This is a genomic window from Enterococcus spodopteracolus (assembly GCF_030441955.1).
Classification (GTDB): domain Bacteria; phylum Bacillota; class Bacilli; order Lactobacillales; family Enterococcaceae; genus Enterococcus_B; species Enterococcus_B spodopteracolus.
Genome location: NZ_JARJHD010000001.1, coordinates 229686 through 246132, shown reverse-complemented (window position 1 = coordinate 246132; position 16447 = coordinate 229686). Strand labels below are relative to the sequence as shown.

General features: G+C 36.0%; 19 protein-coding genes, 1 tRNA gene and 1 riboswitch. Of the genes, 4 read left to right on the top strand and 16 right to left on the bottom strand.

Annotated features, from left to right (window positions below):
• Window positions 1–77 precede the first annotated feature (77 nt).
• From P3R27_RS01145 to P3R27_RS01125, 5 genes are all read right to left on the bottom strand, one after another.
• Window positions 78–461 (bottom strand): phage holin family protein, encoded by a 384-nt coding sequence (locus P3R27_RS01145; protein ID WP_010734620.1) that lies wholly within the window; start codon window positions 459–461, stop codon window positions 78–80.
• 10 nt (window positions 462–471) lie between these two features.
• Window positions 472–648, bottom strand: a complete 177-nt coding sequence (locus P3R27_RS01140) for a hypothetical protein (RefSeq protein ID WP_241234775.1) — start codon at window positions 646–648, stop codon at window positions 472–474.
• A gap of 74 nt (window positions 649–722) precedes the next feature.
• Complete coding sequence (locus tag P3R27_RS01135; protein ID WP_241234776.1) at window positions 723–1154, bottom strand: LysM peptidoglycan-binding domain-containing protein; 432 nt, start codon at window positions 1152–1154, stop codon at window positions 723–725.
• A 158-nt stretch (window positions 1155–1312) separates the two neighbouring features.
• A complete protein-coding gene (locus tag P3R27_RS01130; protein ID WP_034686858.1) occupies window positions 1313–1855 on the bottom strand; it encodes a hypothetical protein in 543 nt (180 codons plus the stop codon).
• 65 nt (window positions 1856–1920) lie between these two features.
• Entirely contained in the window at window positions 1921–2535 is a 615-nt protein-coding gene (locus tag P3R27_RS01125; RefSeq protein ID WP_023520262.1) for a hypothetical protein, read from the bottom strand.
• 820 nt (window positions 2536–3355) lie between these two features.
• Here P3R27_RS01125 and P3R27_RS01120 point away from each other — a divergent pair.
• The 3 genes from P3R27_RS01120 to P3R27_RS01110 are packed head-to-tail and all read left to right on the top strand — an operon-like array spanning window position 3356 to window position 4595.
• Window positions 3356–3712, top strand: a complete 357-nt coding sequence (locus P3R27_RS01120; protein WP_126134316.1) for a hypothetical protein — start codon at window positions 3356–3358, stop codon at window positions 3710–3712.
• A gap of 12 nt (window positions 3713–3724) precedes the next feature.
• A complete protein-coding gene (locus P3R27_RS01115) occupies window positions 3725–4189 on the top strand; it encodes a hypothetical protein (protein WP_126134317.1) in 465 nt (154 codons plus the stop codon).
• A 28-nt stretch (window positions 4190–4217) separates the two neighbouring features.
• Window positions 4218–4595, top strand: a complete 378-nt coding sequence (locus P3R27_RS01110) for a hypothetical protein (RefSeq protein WP_126134318.1) — start codon at window positions 4218–4220, stop codon at window positions 4593–4595.
• 155 nt (window positions 4596–4750) lie between these two features.
• On the opposite strand, the gene P3R27_RS01105 is transcribed toward P3R27_RS01110, so the two are convergent.
• The 9 genes from P3R27_RS01105 to P3R27_RS01065 all read right to left on the bottom strand — a co-directional run bounded on the left by P3R27_RS01105 (window position 4751) and on the right by P3R27_RS01065 (window position 13897).
• Window positions 4751–5911 carry a MalY/PatB family protein gene (locus tag P3R27_RS01105; protein ID WP_126134319.1) on the bottom strand — a complete coding sequence of 387 codons (1161 nt, stop codon included), beginning with the start codon at window positions 5909–5911 and terminating at the stop codon, window positions 4751–4753.
• Window positions 5912–5930: 19 nt separating this feature from the next.
• On the bottom strand, window positions 5931–7499 hold the full coding sequence (gene malX / locus P3R27_RS01100) for a maltose/glucose-specific PTS transporter subunit IIBC (protein WP_126134320.1): 1569 nt from the start codon (window positions 7497–7499) through the stop codon (window positions 5931–5933).
• Window positions 7500–7589: 90 nt separating this feature from the next.
• On the bottom strand, window positions 7590–8381 hold the full coding sequence (locus P3R27_RS01095) for a MurR/RpiR family transcriptional regulator (RefSeq protein WP_010734608.1): 792 nt from the start codon (window positions 8379–8381) through the stop codon (window positions 7590–7592).
• 191 nt (window positions 8382–8572) lie between these two features.
• Window positions 8573–9283 carry a glucosamine-6-phosphate deaminase gene (locus P3R27_RS01090; protein ID WP_034686875.1) on the bottom strand — a complete coding sequence of 237 codons (711 nt, stop codon included), beginning with the start codon at window positions 9281–9283 and terminating at the stop codon, window positions 8573–8575.
• Between the two features lie 603 nt (window positions 9284–9886).
• Complete coding sequence (gene ribH, locus P3R27_RS01085) at window positions 9887–10348, bottom strand: 6,7-dimethyl-8-ribityllumazine synthase (protein ID WP_034686878.1); 462 nt, start codon at window positions 10346–10348, stop codon at window positions 9887–9889.
• 18 nt (window positions 10349–10366) lie between these two features.
• Window positions 10367–11542 (bottom strand): GTP cyclohydrolase II, encoded by a 1176-nt coding sequence (gene ribA / locus P3R27_RS01080; protein ID WP_284592107.1) that lies wholly within the window; start codon window positions 11540–11542, stop codon window positions 10367–10369.
• The gene (gene ribE / locus P3R27_RS01075) at window positions 11539–12159 is read right to left on the bottom strand and encodes a riboflavin synthase (RefSeq protein WP_034686884.1); all 621 of its coding nucleotides are present in this window, start codon (window positions 12157–12159) and stop codon (window positions 11539–11541) included. The genes ribA and ribE overlap by 4 nt, the downstream gene beginning before the upstream one ends.
• Complete coding sequence (ribD, locus tag P3R27_RS01070) at window positions 12144–13217, bottom strand: bifunctional diaminohydroxyphosphoribosylaminopyrimidine deaminase/5-amino-6-(5-phosphoribosylamino)uracil reductase RibD (protein ID WP_034686885.1); 1074 nt, start codon at window positions 13215–13217, stop codon at window positions 12144–12146. The genes ribE and ribD overlap by 16 nt, the downstream gene beginning before the upstream one ends.
• Before the next feature lie 109 nt (window positions 13218–13326).
• Window positions 13327–13460, bottom strand: a riboswitch (FMN riboswitch).
• Between the two features lie 364 nt (window positions 13461–13824).
• Window positions 13825–13897, bottom strand: a tRNA-Thr gene (locus P3R27_RS01065).
• A 121-nt stretch (window positions 13898–14018) separates the two neighbouring features.
• Here P3R27_RS01065 and P3R27_RS01060 point away from each other — a divergent pair.
• Window positions 14019–14261 carry a hypothetical protein gene (locus P3R27_RS01060; protein WP_034686887.1) on the top strand — a complete coding sequence of 81 codons (243 nt, stop codon included), beginning with the start codon at window positions 14019–14021 and terminating at the stop codon, window positions 14259–14261.
• A 104-nt stretch (window positions 14262–14365) separates the two neighbouring features.
• Here the strand turns inward: P3R27_RS01060 and upp are convergent, their stop codons facing one another.
• Together upp and P3R27_RS01050 are read right to left on the bottom strand one after the other, a co-directional pair.
• Window positions 14366–14995, bottom strand: a complete 630-nt coding sequence (upp, locus tag P3R27_RS01055; protein WP_010736621.1) for a uracil phosphoribosyltransferase — start codon at window positions 14993–14995, stop codon at window positions 14366–14368.
• A gap of 216 nt (window positions 14996–15211) precedes the next feature.
• Entirely contained in the window at window positions 15212–16153 is a 942-nt protein-coding gene (locus P3R27_RS01050) for an alpha/beta hydrolase (RefSeq protein WP_034686891.1), read from the bottom strand.
• Window positions 16154–16447 lie beyond the last annotated feature (294 nt).

Genomic DNA, 16447 nt, shown 5'->3' with positions numbered 1-16447 from the left:
CTTTTGAAAGGATATGTCGATAAGTTGAATAAATCTGTGACATAGAATCTATTCTTTATTTTTCTATTTTTTGGATATTAGCTGCCTTTTTTTAATTTCTGTTCAATCGATTCGATGATCTGACGAAAATATTTTGTTAGATTTGTTTCTGCCATATTCTCTAAAATACTTCCGATTTCCGTCAGTACTAAAAATGTTGTAAATACTTGAACTAACGTGAATTCAAGTTGAACATTATTTTTTGCTAAAACGATATCGACAACGCCAGTCAAAATCAATAAAACAAAATGACTAAGCTTCTTCCATAGGCCTTGCCAGCTCAGATTAGAATACCAAGTTCTTTGTACTTTCGCTTTTAGCCAACCAGTGAATAAATCTAATAAAATCAACAAAAAGAAGATATGGATCAATTCTTCTTCTGTTTCAAATAAATGTATAAAAATCCCCATTTTACTAAACATTATCTCCCTCTTAACTGATCACTTCGCAACATTTTTCGTAATAGGATTTACGTGAAGCCAATCCATTGTATCCACCATTTACTTTAAATGTCACTTGTTCAACAGTAGGTGATAATAAACAGAAATTATTCATCCCATTGGCCTCCCACCAATAGCCAGCACTTGACCAAGGATATCTTTCAGCCACATAAGTTACTCCTTGATTGACAACTTCTGGATCTGCGATTGATAAAGAAAACTGTGTATAATTATAACGACCAGTTAGTTGATAAACCCTGCCCCTTTGAATTTTCTACCATCCCCACTAAAAACATTTCCAAGGTCACTACGCCCTTCATAAGCTTCTCCAGAAGCAAGTTCTATGCGCCATTTCCCACAACCTGACTCGTGATTACACTGGCTAATAAAATGCTGTAAAGGATTAAGTTCAGTGATACGATACACGTTGATGCACTGATTTAAATCGTTGATTATCTGCTCTGAAAAATTACTCCATCCAATTGCTTCAAGTTGGCTCCTAGTAATCTTTCGCGTAAGTGTATCATTCAACTCTTTCATGATCATCAGCTCTTGCCCAACTAAAATAAAGTCAGGATTTTTGATTCCATTCCATTGTTGTAATTGACTAACTGATACCCCAAATTTTTCACCAATCCTACTTAACGAATCTCCAGATTTTACAACATACTTCATTTTGATTCTCCTCTCAAAATTTTTGCGTATTTAAATACGTTTAATATGTCGGTAAAATGAAGAAAATTGTGACAAAAAAGCATCGGCAGAATACCGATGCTTTAAATCGCTTATTTATTTAATGACTTATAAATAGATTGAGCACAAAAAATACTGGTTTATGGAATTATTTTTTTCATAGGATACATAATGACTTGATGTTCTTTCACTTCCTCGCTGAATAAAAACAATCTATCTGCTTCGATTCTGTACTTATGATCTTTGATCACATTTGCATAGTTCACACTTGCTGGATCTGGTTCTAAATAGAAGTTATCTTGATTAACTGAATATATTCCAGCATACTCTATCAGCCCAGACAGATTGATTCGCTGTACTTCACCTGATTCATTGAAGATCAAAATACCCCCTCCCTCCAGTTTCCAGGAATACTTAATCAAGAGATCGTGTAACTGGTCGTGGGAAATATCGCTTTTTATTTTTAATTTCTGATATGCTTCATCGAGTTTTCCCGGACCAGGAAAGGCTGTTTTATATTCCTCGAATGTTAAATCGTCTGAATCAGCTATTTCCTGTGATTGAGTGCTTTCTTTTGTTTCCGGAACGCTGTCACTCATTTCAAATTGTCTTGTATTTGTTTCGCTACTACAGCCAGCCATTAGTAATAGAAATAGCAGGATGGATATTATTCGTTTCTTCATTCTATTTGATCACTCTCTCTTCATTTCAAAAAATAGAAAGAGGCTTCTTCCCAAACAGTCTATTTTTAGTTTAGCAAATCATTCTTATCAGCAACACTCAGCCATAACCTTCTATACCATTGCCACTTTGTATCAGAAATGTTGAAGTATCTATAGTAATATCCTCCATCCCATACACCAGTTCCATAATCTTGCACATAATCACCTAGAAAATAAAACTGATTATAAGACATTATTGCATGGATACCCGCAATGCCATTGTCCTCTATTGTAAATAAAGGTGCTAATTCGTTGCATCTTATCCCACTAGCTGACGAAGTACTACCTGAACTAGGATTATAAATTTGAACTGAGAACCCTGTTGCATTAATACTATATAGTTTAGCCTTTGGTAACAACTCTTCTGTACTTAAATTATCTGTTGAATTTTTATCTTCTCCTTCGATGATATATGTGCCAGGTTTTGGTTTTTGTGTCGTCAACTTGTCTTTTGAAAAAGGTAGATTATCTACATCAATCCCCTGTTCTTCAAGTTGTTGTATTGCTTTTTGGTTATCTTCTTTCGAAATAACAATACTTTCAGGATCAATTGCTCGAATTGCTGCATCTGCAACCTCAGTATGCATTCCACTAACTATCAAACCAAACAGCATTGTAAACCCCATCAATACTTCCTTCATTTTTTATTCTCTCCTTGATCTTCAATTATAATTCATTACCAAGTGTGTTTATATTTTCGATTTTAGAAGATATCTTCACCAATATAATAAATTATTCGAATAAACTATGACTTGTTAATTATATATATTTATATAAATATAAATATATATAATTAGTTATTTAACATTCAAAGATTTTCTGCTCATTTTTGTTAACTTATTCTACTTTTATGTAAATGAATTAGAAAGTATTAATATAAAATTAAAAATGATTATTACGTTATTTAAGTAGAATACTCCTTCTAATATTATCTATTTTAAACTTTATGCTCTATTCTATTAAAAAAGCTTTTAGCGTATTTAGAATCTCACAGATTTCAATTTATTATTATTTAATTTAAGAATAGATAGTATAAAAACATACACATTATTCTTAATATAAAATTAATAAATTTCTATAGTTATTAAATAAATCATCCACTTAAATCTCCTAATTTTATGTTTTTTTATCTTTTTTGCTATATATAATATATTTATTTTTTTCACACAATATAAAATTTTATTTTCCGAGCTAAATTATACAAAAAAACAGGTTGATGAAGAGTAAATTATTCATTAAATATTATGCAAATATAATGATTAATAAAAAATATATGTTTTTTTATTTCTTAGATTTATACTTCAAGAGAACAAATAAATAAGTAAAGGAGTCACTCATGAAAAAAATCTTTTCTTTATTTTGTTTTTTGTCAGTACTATTTTTTCTGGGTACAAGGTTTTTGATGGTGAGCAATTAGTGGACAACGATGCAGCTGCAGGGCAACCGGGTTTGAGTCATATTATGTCAGGGAATTGGACGTGGATCTCATCAGGTTATTTTGGAGACGCAAGGATTAGTTACGACAAAAGTGGTGCATTTTATGCGTATGGCTTTAACCCTACAAATAGAACAAATGTTGGGAATTTTTACGCATATTTAGCTAATCCAGCATTCGAGTCAACAGCTGCTTATAATGTTGCTTCACCGCCAGGGATAGGTGAAGGAAATACTATTGAACAATACTACGCTGCTGTAGGATGGAATTGGATTGGTGATTTGGGTGCCACTAATTGGAACCTAGCTGCAAATGTTGGGAAACCTAATAATGTGAATATTCAGGGTGGTCTGGATGCAGATGCATTCAAAATCACATGGTAAAAGGAGATAACTATGGAAAAACAAATAAGAGGAGTTATTATTGGTTTAACGTTGACAACAATCTTGGCAAGCTCTACTTATGCTGTCTTAGCTAATCAACAAACAGATGTACAAGTTAAGTCTGAGAGTAGAGTAATCACGACTTCTCCAGAAGAAGAAAAACAAACAACAATTGAAATACCAACTGTACAAATAGAAGATGAAATCACAACAAAACAAGAAGCAGTCTATCGAATGATCAATGCTATTGATTATTATCACAGTATCGAGATTCATTTTTTAGCAACTAAAAAAGCAGGAGAATTAATCGAATCAATTCATCTATCAGCTGTTAATCTGCCTGACAATCATCTCACGAAAATCGATACTACTTATTCAACAAATAATCGAAGTTTTCTTTTTTACGACAACGGCAATATTGAAACGGAAAATTTTGATTCAAACGATAAAAGCTTAGGCATATACTTCCTTTGTTAGATTAGAAGGAGCATCTAGTAATCATTCTATGACATTAGCCGATAGTATAAAAATTGGTGAGGATGGAGAAAAATTGTACAAGGCAAGACCAGATGCAAATTATTATAGCAATGCAAAAATAGTTGCATTACCTTCCGATTTAGCAATTAACTTATTAGAGGATGAAGCTATTTATGAACTTACAGATACTGGAAAAATAGCTGGACGAAATACAGTAGTTTTAGAAGGTAGCTTATCAGACGCCAATCAAGTCAGATATCAGGCTAATCACTTTAAACTAAATATTGATGACAAAACTGGCGTATTACTAGGGATGATTTTTACGAACAATGGGATTGAAAAAGACTATTTAAACGTTTCTTCCGTTACGTTCGATCAACTTCCTGAAGACTTTAAGTCTAATTAACAATAAATAGGTGATTCCTATCTATATCAAATCATTTGATAAGAAAGGTTCTTGAAATAATAAGCGCCAAAGGACAAGATACAAGAAGTAGTTGTCCTTTGGCGCTTGTTTTAAATAAAATGATAGGTGATCTATTTATAAATACTTTCTCTCTCTTACCCCAAACTCTCCGTCAATCGCCGCAATCCTTCTTCCAATTTCTTACGTGGGCATCCCACGTTCAATCGCAAAAAATTGTGACTAGCTTTCCCATATACTTCGCCTGACATGATCGCAACCTTGCCTCGTTCGATCATTCGTTGCTGAAGTTCTTCCATAGTGAATGGGAGTCGGGCACAATCGAGCCACATCAAGTAGGTGGCTTCGCTTTTGGTCACGAGGATTTCTGGATGATGTTGGTTGAGGTACGCAGTGACAAAAGCAATATTATCATCAATGTACCGATTGAGTTCACTGACCCAGTTGCTTTCTTTTTCATACGCTGAAATCGTCGCAACTAATCCAAAAATACTCGTTGAGCTGAGTCCATCAGCTTCTTTCATCTGATGCAAAAATCGTTGACGTAAAGATGGATCTGGGATCAATCCGTAAGAAAAAATCAACCCAGGAAAATTAAAGGTTTTACTTCCAGAGGTGACGACTGCGACATTTTTTTGAATCAATTCTGTCAGTGGTTGATGGTGTTGTCCCTTTCTGAGAATATCCATGTGGATCTCATCCGAAATAATGAACACCTCGTTTTTTTGGGCAAGCTCGATGATGTTCACTAATTCTTTTTTGGTCCACACTCTACCTGTTGGATTGTGGGGACTACACAATAACAAAATTTTATTCTCCGGTTGCTCAAATTGGCGCCTCAAGTCCTCAAAATCCAATTTATAGGCACCTTCTTGATAAATCAATTCATTGCTTACCAGTTTGCGGCCATTCCCAGAAATCAGTTTATAAAAGGCATCATAAGCAGGCGTTTGGATAATCACACCTTCTCCCGATTCGCTTAATAAACAAATCAGTTGCTTGATGCTATAGATGACGGAAGGACTGTAAACCAACCAGTCCTCGTCGATCTGGTGTCCAAAACGTTCTTTGTACCAGTGAGTGACTGCTGATTTGAAATCTGTGTGATTCCAACGAGTATAGCCAAAAATGGGATGTCTTAACCTTTCTTGGAGCGCAGCTTCGACGCCTGTTGGTACTTTAAAATCTGTATCAGAAATCGTAAATGGCAAGAGATCATTTTTACCGAAGCGGTCTTCAATATAATCCCATTGCGTACAATACGTCCCTTTACGATCGATTTGTTCATTGAAAGACATCTTCTACACTCTCCCGATTTCAGAACGACAAGATGTCGTCCAGTTGATTTCTAACAGTCGTCACTTTTGTTCCTATAATGACTTGTACATTCGTATCATCCAAATGAACCACGCCTAATGCACCTAACTTTTTCAGTCGGTCATCATCAACGATCGATCCGTCATTCACCACTAACCTTAGACGGGTGATGCAATTATCTAAAGCAGTGATATTTTCAGCACCACCTAAAGCAACCAAGATTCCTCGTGCATCAACTGTGCCTTTTCCTTTATATGTTACTTCTTCGTCTGTATATTCTGTCTCAGCAGTCATTTCTTCACGTCCAGGGGTCTTTAAGTTTTTGCGTAAAATCACCGTTTTAAATGTAAAGTAATAGATACCAAACCAACAAGCCCCCACAAGTAAAACCAACCACCATTTAGTATAAGTCCCTTGCATGACCCCGAAAATAATAAAATCTAAGATACCGCCATCGGTGTTCCCGATTGTTACGCCCAACAAACTCATGACCATAAATCCGGCACCAGTCATCAACACATGGAATCCCCATAAGAGAGGACTGACAAATAAGAAGAGAAATTCGATTGGTTCTGTGATCCCTGTTACAAAAGTCGCAATCACACCTGAAATCAATAATCCTTTGATTTTTGCACGATTCTCTGGCTTTGCGGTTTGATACATCGCTAAAGCCGCTGCGGGAAGGCCAAACATGAATGTCGGCATTTTTCCTTGTGAAAGAAAAGCAGTGGCGCTCGGTGAAATCGCCAATCCTTGTTGCAATTCATTATAAAAAATATTTAGTGCGCCAAAGACTTCTTGCCCATTGATGACCTGACTTCCTCCAGCTTCCGTAAACCGGATCATCGATACTAAAATATGATGTAAGCCAAATGGCAATAAGAGTCGTTCTCCAGAACCGAATAAGAACGGGCCAAATGCCCCAGAGCGTTGGATCAAATTTCCGATCCCAGTGATCAACATGGCAAAAAGTGGCCAAACCATCGGAATCAACACGCCAACAATTGCTAAAGTTACTGAAGTAATGATGGGTACAAAACGTGTCCCTGAAAAGAAGGCAAAACTATCTGGTAATTGGAATTGATAAAATCGCGTATGGAGCTGATAAACGATTAGCCCGACAATGATCCCTCCCAGAACACCCATAGATAATGTTTGGATACCAAAAACCATTTCTTGACCAGCTTCACGTAATTGTTCACTTGCTGCCAATTGATTCGTTTCTTGCAAATAAAAATTGATCGATAATTGCATCACTACATATCCAACAAACCCAGAAAAAGCAGCCACGCCTTTTTCTTTACGTGCTAAGCCTAAAGGAATCGCCATGGCAAACATCACAGGTAAATAGCTAAAAGCAAAGCCACCAATCGTCGACATAAAGCGAAACATCACCTGTAACCAAGCAGCACCTAAAAATGGAAAAGCAGTAATTGCTGATTCAGCGGAGAACGCACTCCCAATCCCTAAGAACAATCCCATGAAAGCTAACAGTGCGACTGGTAACATGAACGTTTTGCCTAACCCTTGAAAAATCTCCATCCAACTTGCTTTCTTCCCTTTTTGCATCCCTTTTCCCCCTTACTCTATTTCTTACCCTTAAAATGTAAGCGATAACAAAGACGGTTGCAATACTTCTTGTCCATGTAGAATGGGCATTCATAAATTAGAATCTCCATTCTGAGAAATGACTTGTTTCGCATAATGGATCATCAAAATATCTAACAAGATATCCATTGAAACTCTTGGACTCAAATCAATATTCTGATGATAGATCGTCAACATTTCTGCAATAAATGCGACCGTCGACAATTCTTCTAAAGAACTTGTCGGTTGACCAATAAAAGACAGCAGAGGAACATTTCGCTCCTTTAGTCGTTTAGCATAATCGAGCATTCCTAATGTTTCCCCACTATGACTAATAAAAATAGCAAGATCTCCTTCTCCTAGTTGTTTACTCACTGCTAGCAATTCGTCCCAATCGGTTGAATGCCCCACATTTTTACCAAGAAAATGCAATTTTCGATTCAGGGAAACAGCGACCGGAATACTTTGCCCTACAGCAAACAGTTCAATACGTTGTGCTTCTTTAATCATATTGACTGCGCGATCGATTTGTTTCGGCTCGATTTTTTCTAACGTCTCTGTAAACTGACGAAGGATTTCATTGATCAATGGTTTGAATTCATCCGACACATCAGTAGAACCACTCGTTTCTTCTAATGACCGGTAACTTTTAAGGGCAAACTTAAATTCTTGAAATCCTTTAAAGCCAAGCTTTTTTGCCATTCGAGTAATAGTCGATTGGCTGGTAAATGTTTCACTCGCTAATTCTTCGGCTGTCATGGAGGAAACTTTTCTTGATTGATGCAAACAATAATCTAAGATATTTTTTTCCACTTGATTTAATTCAGAAAATTTATATTGGATTCTCTTATAAAACTGATTCATCTCTTTCTCCTATTCTGGCAGTTTTTCGCCAATGAACGATATGGTCTGTTTTCTTATCTATTCTACCGGAGAATACGATGGAAAACGAGTCTACGGATAAATTCAGAAATGCAAAAAAATCCACAAAAATCGGTAATATGATTTTCGTGGATTCTGTGTTGTTCTTTGAAACAATCCATTGATATGACTATTTATTTTAATAATTTTGCAGCTGCTTCATCTAAAATCACTGTGATATTGGGATGAGTCATTAAAATGGATGCAGGAATTTCCTCCGTTACCGGTCCTTTAATGACTTGTTTGATGATCTCTGCTTTATGTTCGCCATTAACGATCAATACTAGCTGTTTCGCTGCCATGACCGTCTTTGGTCCAAATGTCACGAAGTAATCCCCAGGTTCTTCTCCCAGATGTTCTTGCAACGATTCGTACATCTGATCTCCAGGAATGACTGGAATACTATAGGTTTCCTTGCTAAAATCGGTGTACCCTGGCATATTCCCACAGAAATGACCATCCTCACCAAGTCCCATCAAAACTAAATCCAAGCCACCTGCTTGAGCAATTTTTTTGTCAACCTCATGATAATTCTCAATAGTCAGTTCGTGAATATTCTCAGCAGCAACTCCGATCGGATCATAAAGAGCTTTTTTTAGTCCTGACATAGTCAAACCATACTGCTTATCCTTCAGCGCCACTTCATCAAAATTATAATAATGGATCATCGATGTATCCATCTGTAATTTACTAAGCTTATCAACCAAAATCTCGTAGGCCATCTTAGGTGAATTTCCGGTTGTCAAAGATAAATTCACTCTTCTATGCTTCAACATCTTCTCTAAAACGATCCCTGCTGTTACTTCACTAAGTGTTTCATAATCTGTTGCAATCACTAAATCCATTGCTGTCCACTTCCTTTCACTCATTTAGTTAAAGTGTAACAGTGTCAGAATTTTTTTGATAGCGTTTTCTTAAAAATGAACTAAAATATATAACATTAATATAAAAAACAAACGTTTTTTCAAGGTAATTTTTACTTATTTTAGATACATATAAAAAAACAAATATTTTTTTACATATTTAAAAATATTTGATATTATTATAATGGTTTTTTATCACATTAGCTTCATGAAAAAGTGGGAATTTCTATCACTTAAACATATTTTTAAAAATCATGATTTTAATAATCTTACATTTAAACTTTCGACGTCGATGCTGAGATATTACGTTACCCAAATTACATATCTTCCAAGGGAAATCATGAAATATTAGCAATATGAAAAATGTGTTGAGTAAAATATTGTAACATTACGGAACTTTTAAATCTTATATATGTTATGACAGAAATCATTATTACCTACGTAACCTTTTTACTTATCAAAAATACCTGGCAAGAATTATCCTGACAGATATTTTTGATATTAAGAACTGCTTTTAATATATTCAGTAAACTGGAGGTTAGTATACCCGCAGTAAAATCATCATATTTTTAAAAATAATAATTCTTAAATTTGTTGTGAAAGAGAAATCATCTCAATTAACCCTTGAGCAGCTTCACTACCTTTATTTCCTGCTTTCGTACCTGCTCTTTCAATTGCTTGCTCAATAGTTTCTGTGGTTAATACACCGAACATCACTGGAATATTGGACTCTAGGTTAATATGTGCGACTCCTTTGGCTACCTCATTGGAAACCAATTCGTAATGAGTAGTTGCACCTCTGATAACTGTCCCCAACGTAATCAATCCATCATAACTATCCTTTTCGCTGAGTTTTTTGGTAATAAAGGGAATTTCAAAAGCTCCCGGTACCCAATAAATATCAATTTGCTCTTCTTTAACACCATGTCTTTTTAAATTGTCCAACGCTCCTTGTAACAATTTTTGATTGATAAATTCATTAAATCGCGCGACTACTATCCCTATTCGAAGATCCTTTGTAGAATAATTCCCCTCATAAATCGTCATGTCTACACTCCTTTATTTTTATAATGATAAATAATGATTGAACTTATCTTTTTTTGTTTTTAAATAGGCTTGGTTTTCCTTTTGTGGGAAGGTTTCAATTGGTACTCTTTCTACAATCGTAATTCCAGCTTTTTGTAACTCTGTTACTTTATCGGGATTGTTTGTAAGTAACCGAATAGTAGTTGTACCAATTGATTTTAAAATGTCTGTTGCAAAGTGATAATCCCGTTCATCCGGAGCAAAGCCCAATTCAATATTTGCTTCATAAGTATCAAATCCTTGTTCTTGCAATTGATAAGCTTTTAACTTATTTCTCAATCCAATGCCACGACCTTCTTGACGAAGATAAAGAATAGCTCCAGTCCCCTCTTCTGCAATCATTCTCATTGCTTCATGTAACTGTTCACCACAATCGCAACGATGAGAACCAAAGACATCACCAGTTAAACATTCTGAATGAACACGGACTAATGTAGGAGACTGACTATTTTGAATATCTCCTTTTGTTAGCAATAAATGCTCCAGCTTTTCTCCCTCTTCATAAATAGTCAATTTGAAATCACCATAATCTGTCGGTAAATTTACTGTTATATGGCTGCTTTCTTCTAAAAAATTTACCAACTCATCAATAGTGATCAAGGGTAATTGCCATTCTTTAGATAAACGTGTCAGATCTTTCATCCTTGCCATCGTCCCGTCCTCTTTCAGGATCTCACAAATATAAGCGGCTTCTATACTATTAGCTAATTTGGCCAAATCAATTGCAGCTTCGGTGTGTCCTCGACGTATAAGCGTTCCACCATCTACACTAATTAAAGGAAAAATATGTCCTGGTCTAAGAAAATCACTTGATTTCGAACGAGGATCAGCCAATGCTTTAATGGAAGTAGCTCGATCAAATGCTGAAATACCAGTCTTCGTGTGTTTATGATCCACACTAATCGTAAAAGCTGTACCAAACGCATCAGTATTATGAGTTGTCATTTCTTCTAAAGATAAGTGTTGCGCAATCTTCTTAGATATTGGCGCACATATTAATCCTCGACCAAATTTGATCATGAAATTAACTGCCTCAGGTGTCACGTATTCGGCTAAACCAACTAAATCTCCTTCTGCTTCTCTATCTTCATCATCAGCTACAATGATTAGACCGCCCTTTTTCAAAGTCTTGATTGCTTCAGTAATATTACTCATAGTAAGTCCTTCTCCTTGTACCTCTCAAATTTTTTTCTCTGTGCCTTTACATATTTTCCAATGATATCCGTTTCTATATTCACAAGATGTCCTACACCTAAATTCCCCAGATTTGTCAAAGATTTGGAATGTGGAATCAGACTAACTGAAAAGCTTGCTGCTGTAGTATCCGTAACTGTTAAACTTACTCCATTAATTGCAATTGATCCTTGTGGAATGATTTCACCTTCATATTTGGTTGGGTAAGCAAATGTCAAAACTAATGTGTTTTGATTCTCTATTTTTTTGATCAATCTTGTAACAGTATCAATATGTCCCGAAACAAAATGGCCTTCAAAGCGTTGCTTCATGGAAACTGCTCGTTCTAAATTTACCCTATCTCCAACTTTTAAGGTGGAGAAAGTGGTCCGTTTAAAGGTTTCAGGCATTATTTCAGCTCTAAAAGAAGTACTTGAAGTCTCAATAGCAGTTAAACATACCCCATTGACTGCCATACTATCTCCAATTTTATAATCACGTAGGACACTATTGGAAGTTTGAAAAGTGAGTTGGATCATTTGTTGATTTCGTCGAATTTCTTTGACTGTTCCTTGTTCAATGATCAATCCTGTGAACATTGCTTTCGTTTCCCCCTAACTCGAATGTCTTCTCCAAGCTGTTCAATTTCTAAAAATTCTAATTGTTGATCTTTAGAAACTAAACGTTCACTATGAAAAGACATCGGACTTTTTCCACCAAAAAGTTTGGGTGCAATATAACTGATGACTTCATCCCAGAGACTTTCTGCTAAAAAAACATCATGGATTTTCGCTCCACCTTCTATATACAACGACTGAATACCTTTCTTTCTCATGGTCTCAATAAAGAATGCAAAAGAAAACCTAGGTGTATAAAAAATAGTTACATGGGGAAATAGTTCCTCTAGCTTAGGATTTTCCGTAAATATCCAGACCGGACTTGTGGTCGTTTGAAAAAGATCGAGTTTAGGGCTTTTAAGGATCCGTCCTCTACGATCCAAAACAATGCGTACTGGTGGGAAGATAGTTTCGACATCAGGTAACAAACGAGGATCATCAATTAGAACGGTTTCGCTCCCTACCACGATTCCTTGATATTCTCCTCGCTCTTTGCGAACTCTTGAGATTGCCTCTGAGCCTGTTATTGAGTACCTAGAATCTTTCTGTATAGAGATTTTCCCATCTAGTGTAACGGCTTGTTTTAATGTGATGTAGGGACGATCCATTTCAAAAAAGTGGTTATAAAAAGGATTCAATGCTCTACATTTCTCTTCTTCTACGCCTACAATCACTTTGATTCCATGCTTTTGTAAAAATTTTCTGCCTTTTCCTGCTACTAAAGGATTGGGATCAAGTTGGCCTATGACTACCGTTGTGATACCAGACTGGACAATGGCTTGCGTACAAGGTGGCTGTTTTCCTTGGTGGTTACAAGGTTCTAAAGTAACATATAAAGTTGAATCAAACAGTTCTTCGGGGGAACCACAATTTTGAATAGCATTTACTTCAGCGTGAGCCTCGCCATAATGTAAATGCGCACCTAATGAGAGTAGCTTTCCTTCTTTAACAATCGCAGCTCCAACTAATGGATTGGTAAAGGTCTTTCCCTTTCCTTTTCTTGCCTCTTCAATCGCAGCTAACATGAAAGACTGGTGCATATCAATTCCCCCTTTCAACAAAAAATGCCCTGCGAATTTAATCACAGGGCATAACTAAATAAACCTAAAGATAATCGATTTTAATACAAATAAAACCGATCTTCAGTCGATTTTTCTTCTCCCATCCAGACTTTAACTGTCGGTGCCAGATTTTCACTAGCTCAACCACAAAAATGTGGTTCACGGACTTCGAGTAAACTCGTCACCGTCGGTCGGGAATTACACCCTGCCCCGAAGAAATATTCAATTCGTTTAGAGTATATTCTTAAAGCTTACATGTGTCAACCTTAAAAAAAACACATAAAAATAAAATGTAGGTTAAACATAACCACTTAATTAGTGTGAATCGCATGAATAGAATACGATTATATGCTTATGAAATGGTAACTAATAGAATATTAAAAAATTTTTGGCCTATGATTAAAGATCGTTTTAAATAATTCGAAAAAAGCAAGTAAAATGTTTTATTTTCGTGTCTCATTAATCAAAGTGAACAATTGGAATAAATTTATTGTAAGTAGGCATTTTTAGTCATTCTCTTTTCACCAAAATCAAAAAGCAGTCATATCAAAGGCGTAAAAACCTTGATATGACTGCTTTTATCGTATGCCAGCTGCAGGGATCGAACCTGTGACCTACGCGTTACGAGTGCGTTGCTCTACCAACTGAGCTAAGCTGGCGTTTCCAAGAGAAATTATAGTCTTTATGTTAAGAAATGTAAAGAGGTAATATGGAAGATTTTTCTACTTTCATGATTTTTTTCAAAAAATGTGCTATAATTATAGATGAAAGGCAGGTTTTATGAAAATGGCAACTTTTGGAAAATTTGAAACAAAGGTCGAACCGTCAGAATTTGGAGAAAAATTTACCACTGATACACATGTTACCTTTATGATTCACGGAAAAACGCAAACCGGAACAATTTCCAAGCAATTGAAAAACTCTGCTGTTGTTGCAATTGATGAAACTAATGAGAATGCCGATTTGATGACCCAAAGTAAAGGCGTTGTCATTGTCAATTACAAAGATATGAGTAAGCTTTAGTTTTTTACCATCCATCAATTGGGTGGTTTTTTATTTTGGTTGAATCGATTGTACAAAAAAATCTGGGCTCTTGTACGACCCAGATCTTTTTGTATTTGATTTTCTTATTTTGTGCCAAACAAACGGTCGCCAGCATCACCTAGACCAGGAACGATATAGCCTTTGTCATTTAATTTTTCATCTAATGATGCAGTATAGATATCAATATCTGGATGTGCTTCTTGTAAGGCTTTCACACCTTCTGGAGCTGCAACAAGGCAAACAAATTTAATGTTTGAAGCGCCACGTGCTTTCAGAGCATCGATCGCCATGATCGCTGAGCCACCTGTCGCTAACATTGGATCAACGACGAATAATTGACGTGCGTCGATATCTTCCGGTAATTTAACGAAATACTCGTGCGGTGCCAACGTTTCTTCATCTCTGTATAATCCGATGTGGCCGACTTTAGCTGCTGGGATCAATTCTAAGATTCCGTCAACCATTCCAATACCTGCGCGCAAGATTGGGATAATGGCTACTTTTTTACCAGACAATGTTTTTTGTGTTGTTTCTGTGATCGGTGTTTCGATGACAATGTCTTCAAGTGGCATATCACGTGATACTTCATATGCCATCAGCATAGCGATTTCATCAACAACCTCACGGAAAACTTTTGTACCACAATTTTTGTCGCGAATAATCGTTAATTTGTGTTGGATCAATGGATGGTCGATTACTTGAAATTTGCCCATTTTTTTGTCTCCTTTTTCTCTCGTTTCTTTTTAATTGTAAAACAAAATCACTGACTTGACTAGTCTAACCCGTCATTTTCCTAAAGAAAACCAAAGAAATAAAAAAACAAAGCGATGTTCTTTTTAAAATCAGCAAAAAATAACAAAAACGCCTGGAAATCAGACGTTTTTTGTTATTTTTCTAATTTATTAATGGAAAAAGATGACAAAAAACAACTAGTTTTTTAGCCATTCTGTCGAAAGACTCATCGCTGCTCGTGTCGCATTGGTTTGGTCCATCGTATTTACCATGACAAAATCATGGATGATCCCTTGGAAACGTACTTGCGTAACTTCCACGCCAGCTTCACGAAGTTCTCTAGCATATGCTTCTCCTTCATCTCTTAACACATCTGCTTCACCTGTCAAGATCATTGCAGGCGGTAAACCTGTTAATTCTTCTTTACTTGCACGTAGAGGTGAGGCAGTGATTTCTGCTCGTTTCTTTTCATCTGTCGTATACTGATCCCAGAACCATTGCATCCCTTCTTTTGTTAAGAAGTAATTCTCTGCAAATTGGTTATAAGAATCTGTATCGAAATTTGCATTAGTTACAGGATAATATAGTAATTGTTTTTTGATTGGTAATCCTTGACGTTGCTTTGTAAGGATCGTCATCACCGTTGCCATGTTCCCACCTACGGAATCCCCAGCGACTGTCAAGTTCTCAAGATCCAAGCCTTTCGACTCAGAAAGCTCCGCAAGTTTTTGCAAAATCGCGTAGTTTTGTTCAATTGCAGTAGGATATTTTGCTTCTGGCGAACGACTATACTCAGGAAAAATCACGATCGAATTTGTACGAACAGCCAATTCTCGAATCAATTTGTCATGTGTCTTGGCACTTCCAAATACCCAACCAGCACCATGTATATAAAATATGACAGGTAATTTTTCTACATTTCCTTCAGGACGGATAAAACGCACATTGATTTGTCCCCAATCATTGGTGTCCATTTTCAAATCCTCGATATCCACAGGTAATTTTTCCACAGAAGAACTTTGAACTTCTTCTAGAAGATCACGCCCTTCTTCCGGAGGTAATTCATAGATACGCGGGTGCGGTGCATTAGCATCACTAAACTCAATTGCTTCTTTTTCTAATGAAATTCGATCAGTCATACGGATTCCTCCCTAAGTTGAATGCAACAAATAAAATTACACCTCATATACTAGAGAGCAACCAGACAAAAGTCAAAAAATCAGATTGAAAGAGGTTGTGAAAGAAGCGATCAACACTAAGGCATAAGGCAGAAAAATTAAAAATGGCTGTTTCATTTTTGATTTTTTTGCCTTATGACCGAAGTGTTGCTTCTTGAACACCGTTTATCTAGGTTGTGAAAGAAGCTCAACACTATCTGTATAGATTTCCAGAGAGCCATCTAACACTTCAACAATCAGAGAAAAGGTGAGACA

Coding starts and splice junctions, on each gene's coding strand:
- ribD (WP_034686885.1), bottom strand. CDS start 13,217: ATGCACCAGTCTTTCATGTTAGCTGCGATTGAAGAGGCAAGAAAAGGA.
- P3R27_RS01135 (WP_241234776.1), bottom strand. CDS start 1,154: ATGAAGTATGTTGTAAAATCTGGAGATTCGTTAAGTAGGATTGGTGAA.
- ribE (WP_034686884.1), bottom strand. CDS start 12,159: ATGTTCACAGGATTGATCATTGAACAAGGAACAGTCAAAGAAATTCGA.
- P3R27_RS01095 (WP_010734608.1), bottom strand. CDS start 8,381: ATGAATCAGTTTTATAAGAGAATCCAATATAAATTTTCTGAATTAAAT.
- malX (WP_126134320.1), bottom strand. CDS start 7,499: ATGCAAAAAGGGAAGAAAGCAAGTTGGATGGAGATTTTTCAAGGGTTA.
- P3R27_RS01145 (WP_010734620.1), bottom strand. CDS start 461: ATGTTTAGTAAAATGGGGATTTTTATACATTTATTTGAAACAGAAGAA.
- P3R27_RS01060 (WP_034686887.1), top strand. CDS start 14,019: ATGAAAATGGCAACTTTTGGAAAATTTGAAACAAAGGTCGAACCGTCA.
- ribA (WP_284592107.1), bottom strand. CDS start 11,542: ATGAGTAATATTACTGAAGCAATCAAGACTTTGAAAAAGGGCGGTCTA.
- ribH (WP_034686878.1), bottom strand. CDS start 10,348: ATGACGATTTATGAGGGGAATTATTCTACAAAGGATCTTCGAATAGGG.
- P3R27_RS01105 (WP_126134319.1), bottom strand. CDS start 5,911: ATGTCTTTCAATGAACAAATCGATCGTAAAGGGACGTATTGTACGCAA.
- P3R27_RS01125 (WP_023520262.1), bottom strand. CDS start 2,535: ATGAAGGAAGTATTGATGGGGTTTACAATGCTGTTTGGTTTGATAGTT.
- P3R27_RS01120 (WP_126134316.1), top strand. CDS start 3,356: ATGTCAGGGAATTGGACGTGGATCTCATCAGGTTATTTTGGAGACGCA.
- P3R27_RS01110 (WP_126134318.1), top strand. CDS start 4,218: ATGACATTAGCCGATAGTATAAAAATTGGTGAGGATGGAGAAAAATTG.
- upp (WP_010736621.1), bottom strand. CDS start 14,995: ATGGGCAAATTTCAAGTAATCGACCATCCATTGATCCAACACAAATTA.
- P3R27_RS01115 (WP_126134317.1), top strand. CDS start 3,725: ATGGAAAAACAAATAAGAGGAGTTATTATTGGTTTAACGTTGACAACA.
- P3R27_RS01050 (WP_034686891.1), bottom strand. CDS start 16,153: ATGACTGATCGAATTTCATTAGAAAAAGAAGCAATTGAGTTTAGTGAT.
- P3R27_RS01130 (WP_034686858.1), bottom strand. CDS start 1,855: ATGAAGAAACGAATAATATCCATCCTGCTATTTCTATTACTAATGGCT.
- P3R27_RS01090 (WP_034686875.1), bottom strand. CDS start 9,283: ATGGATTTAGTGATTGCAACAGATTATGAAACACTTAGTGAAGTAACA.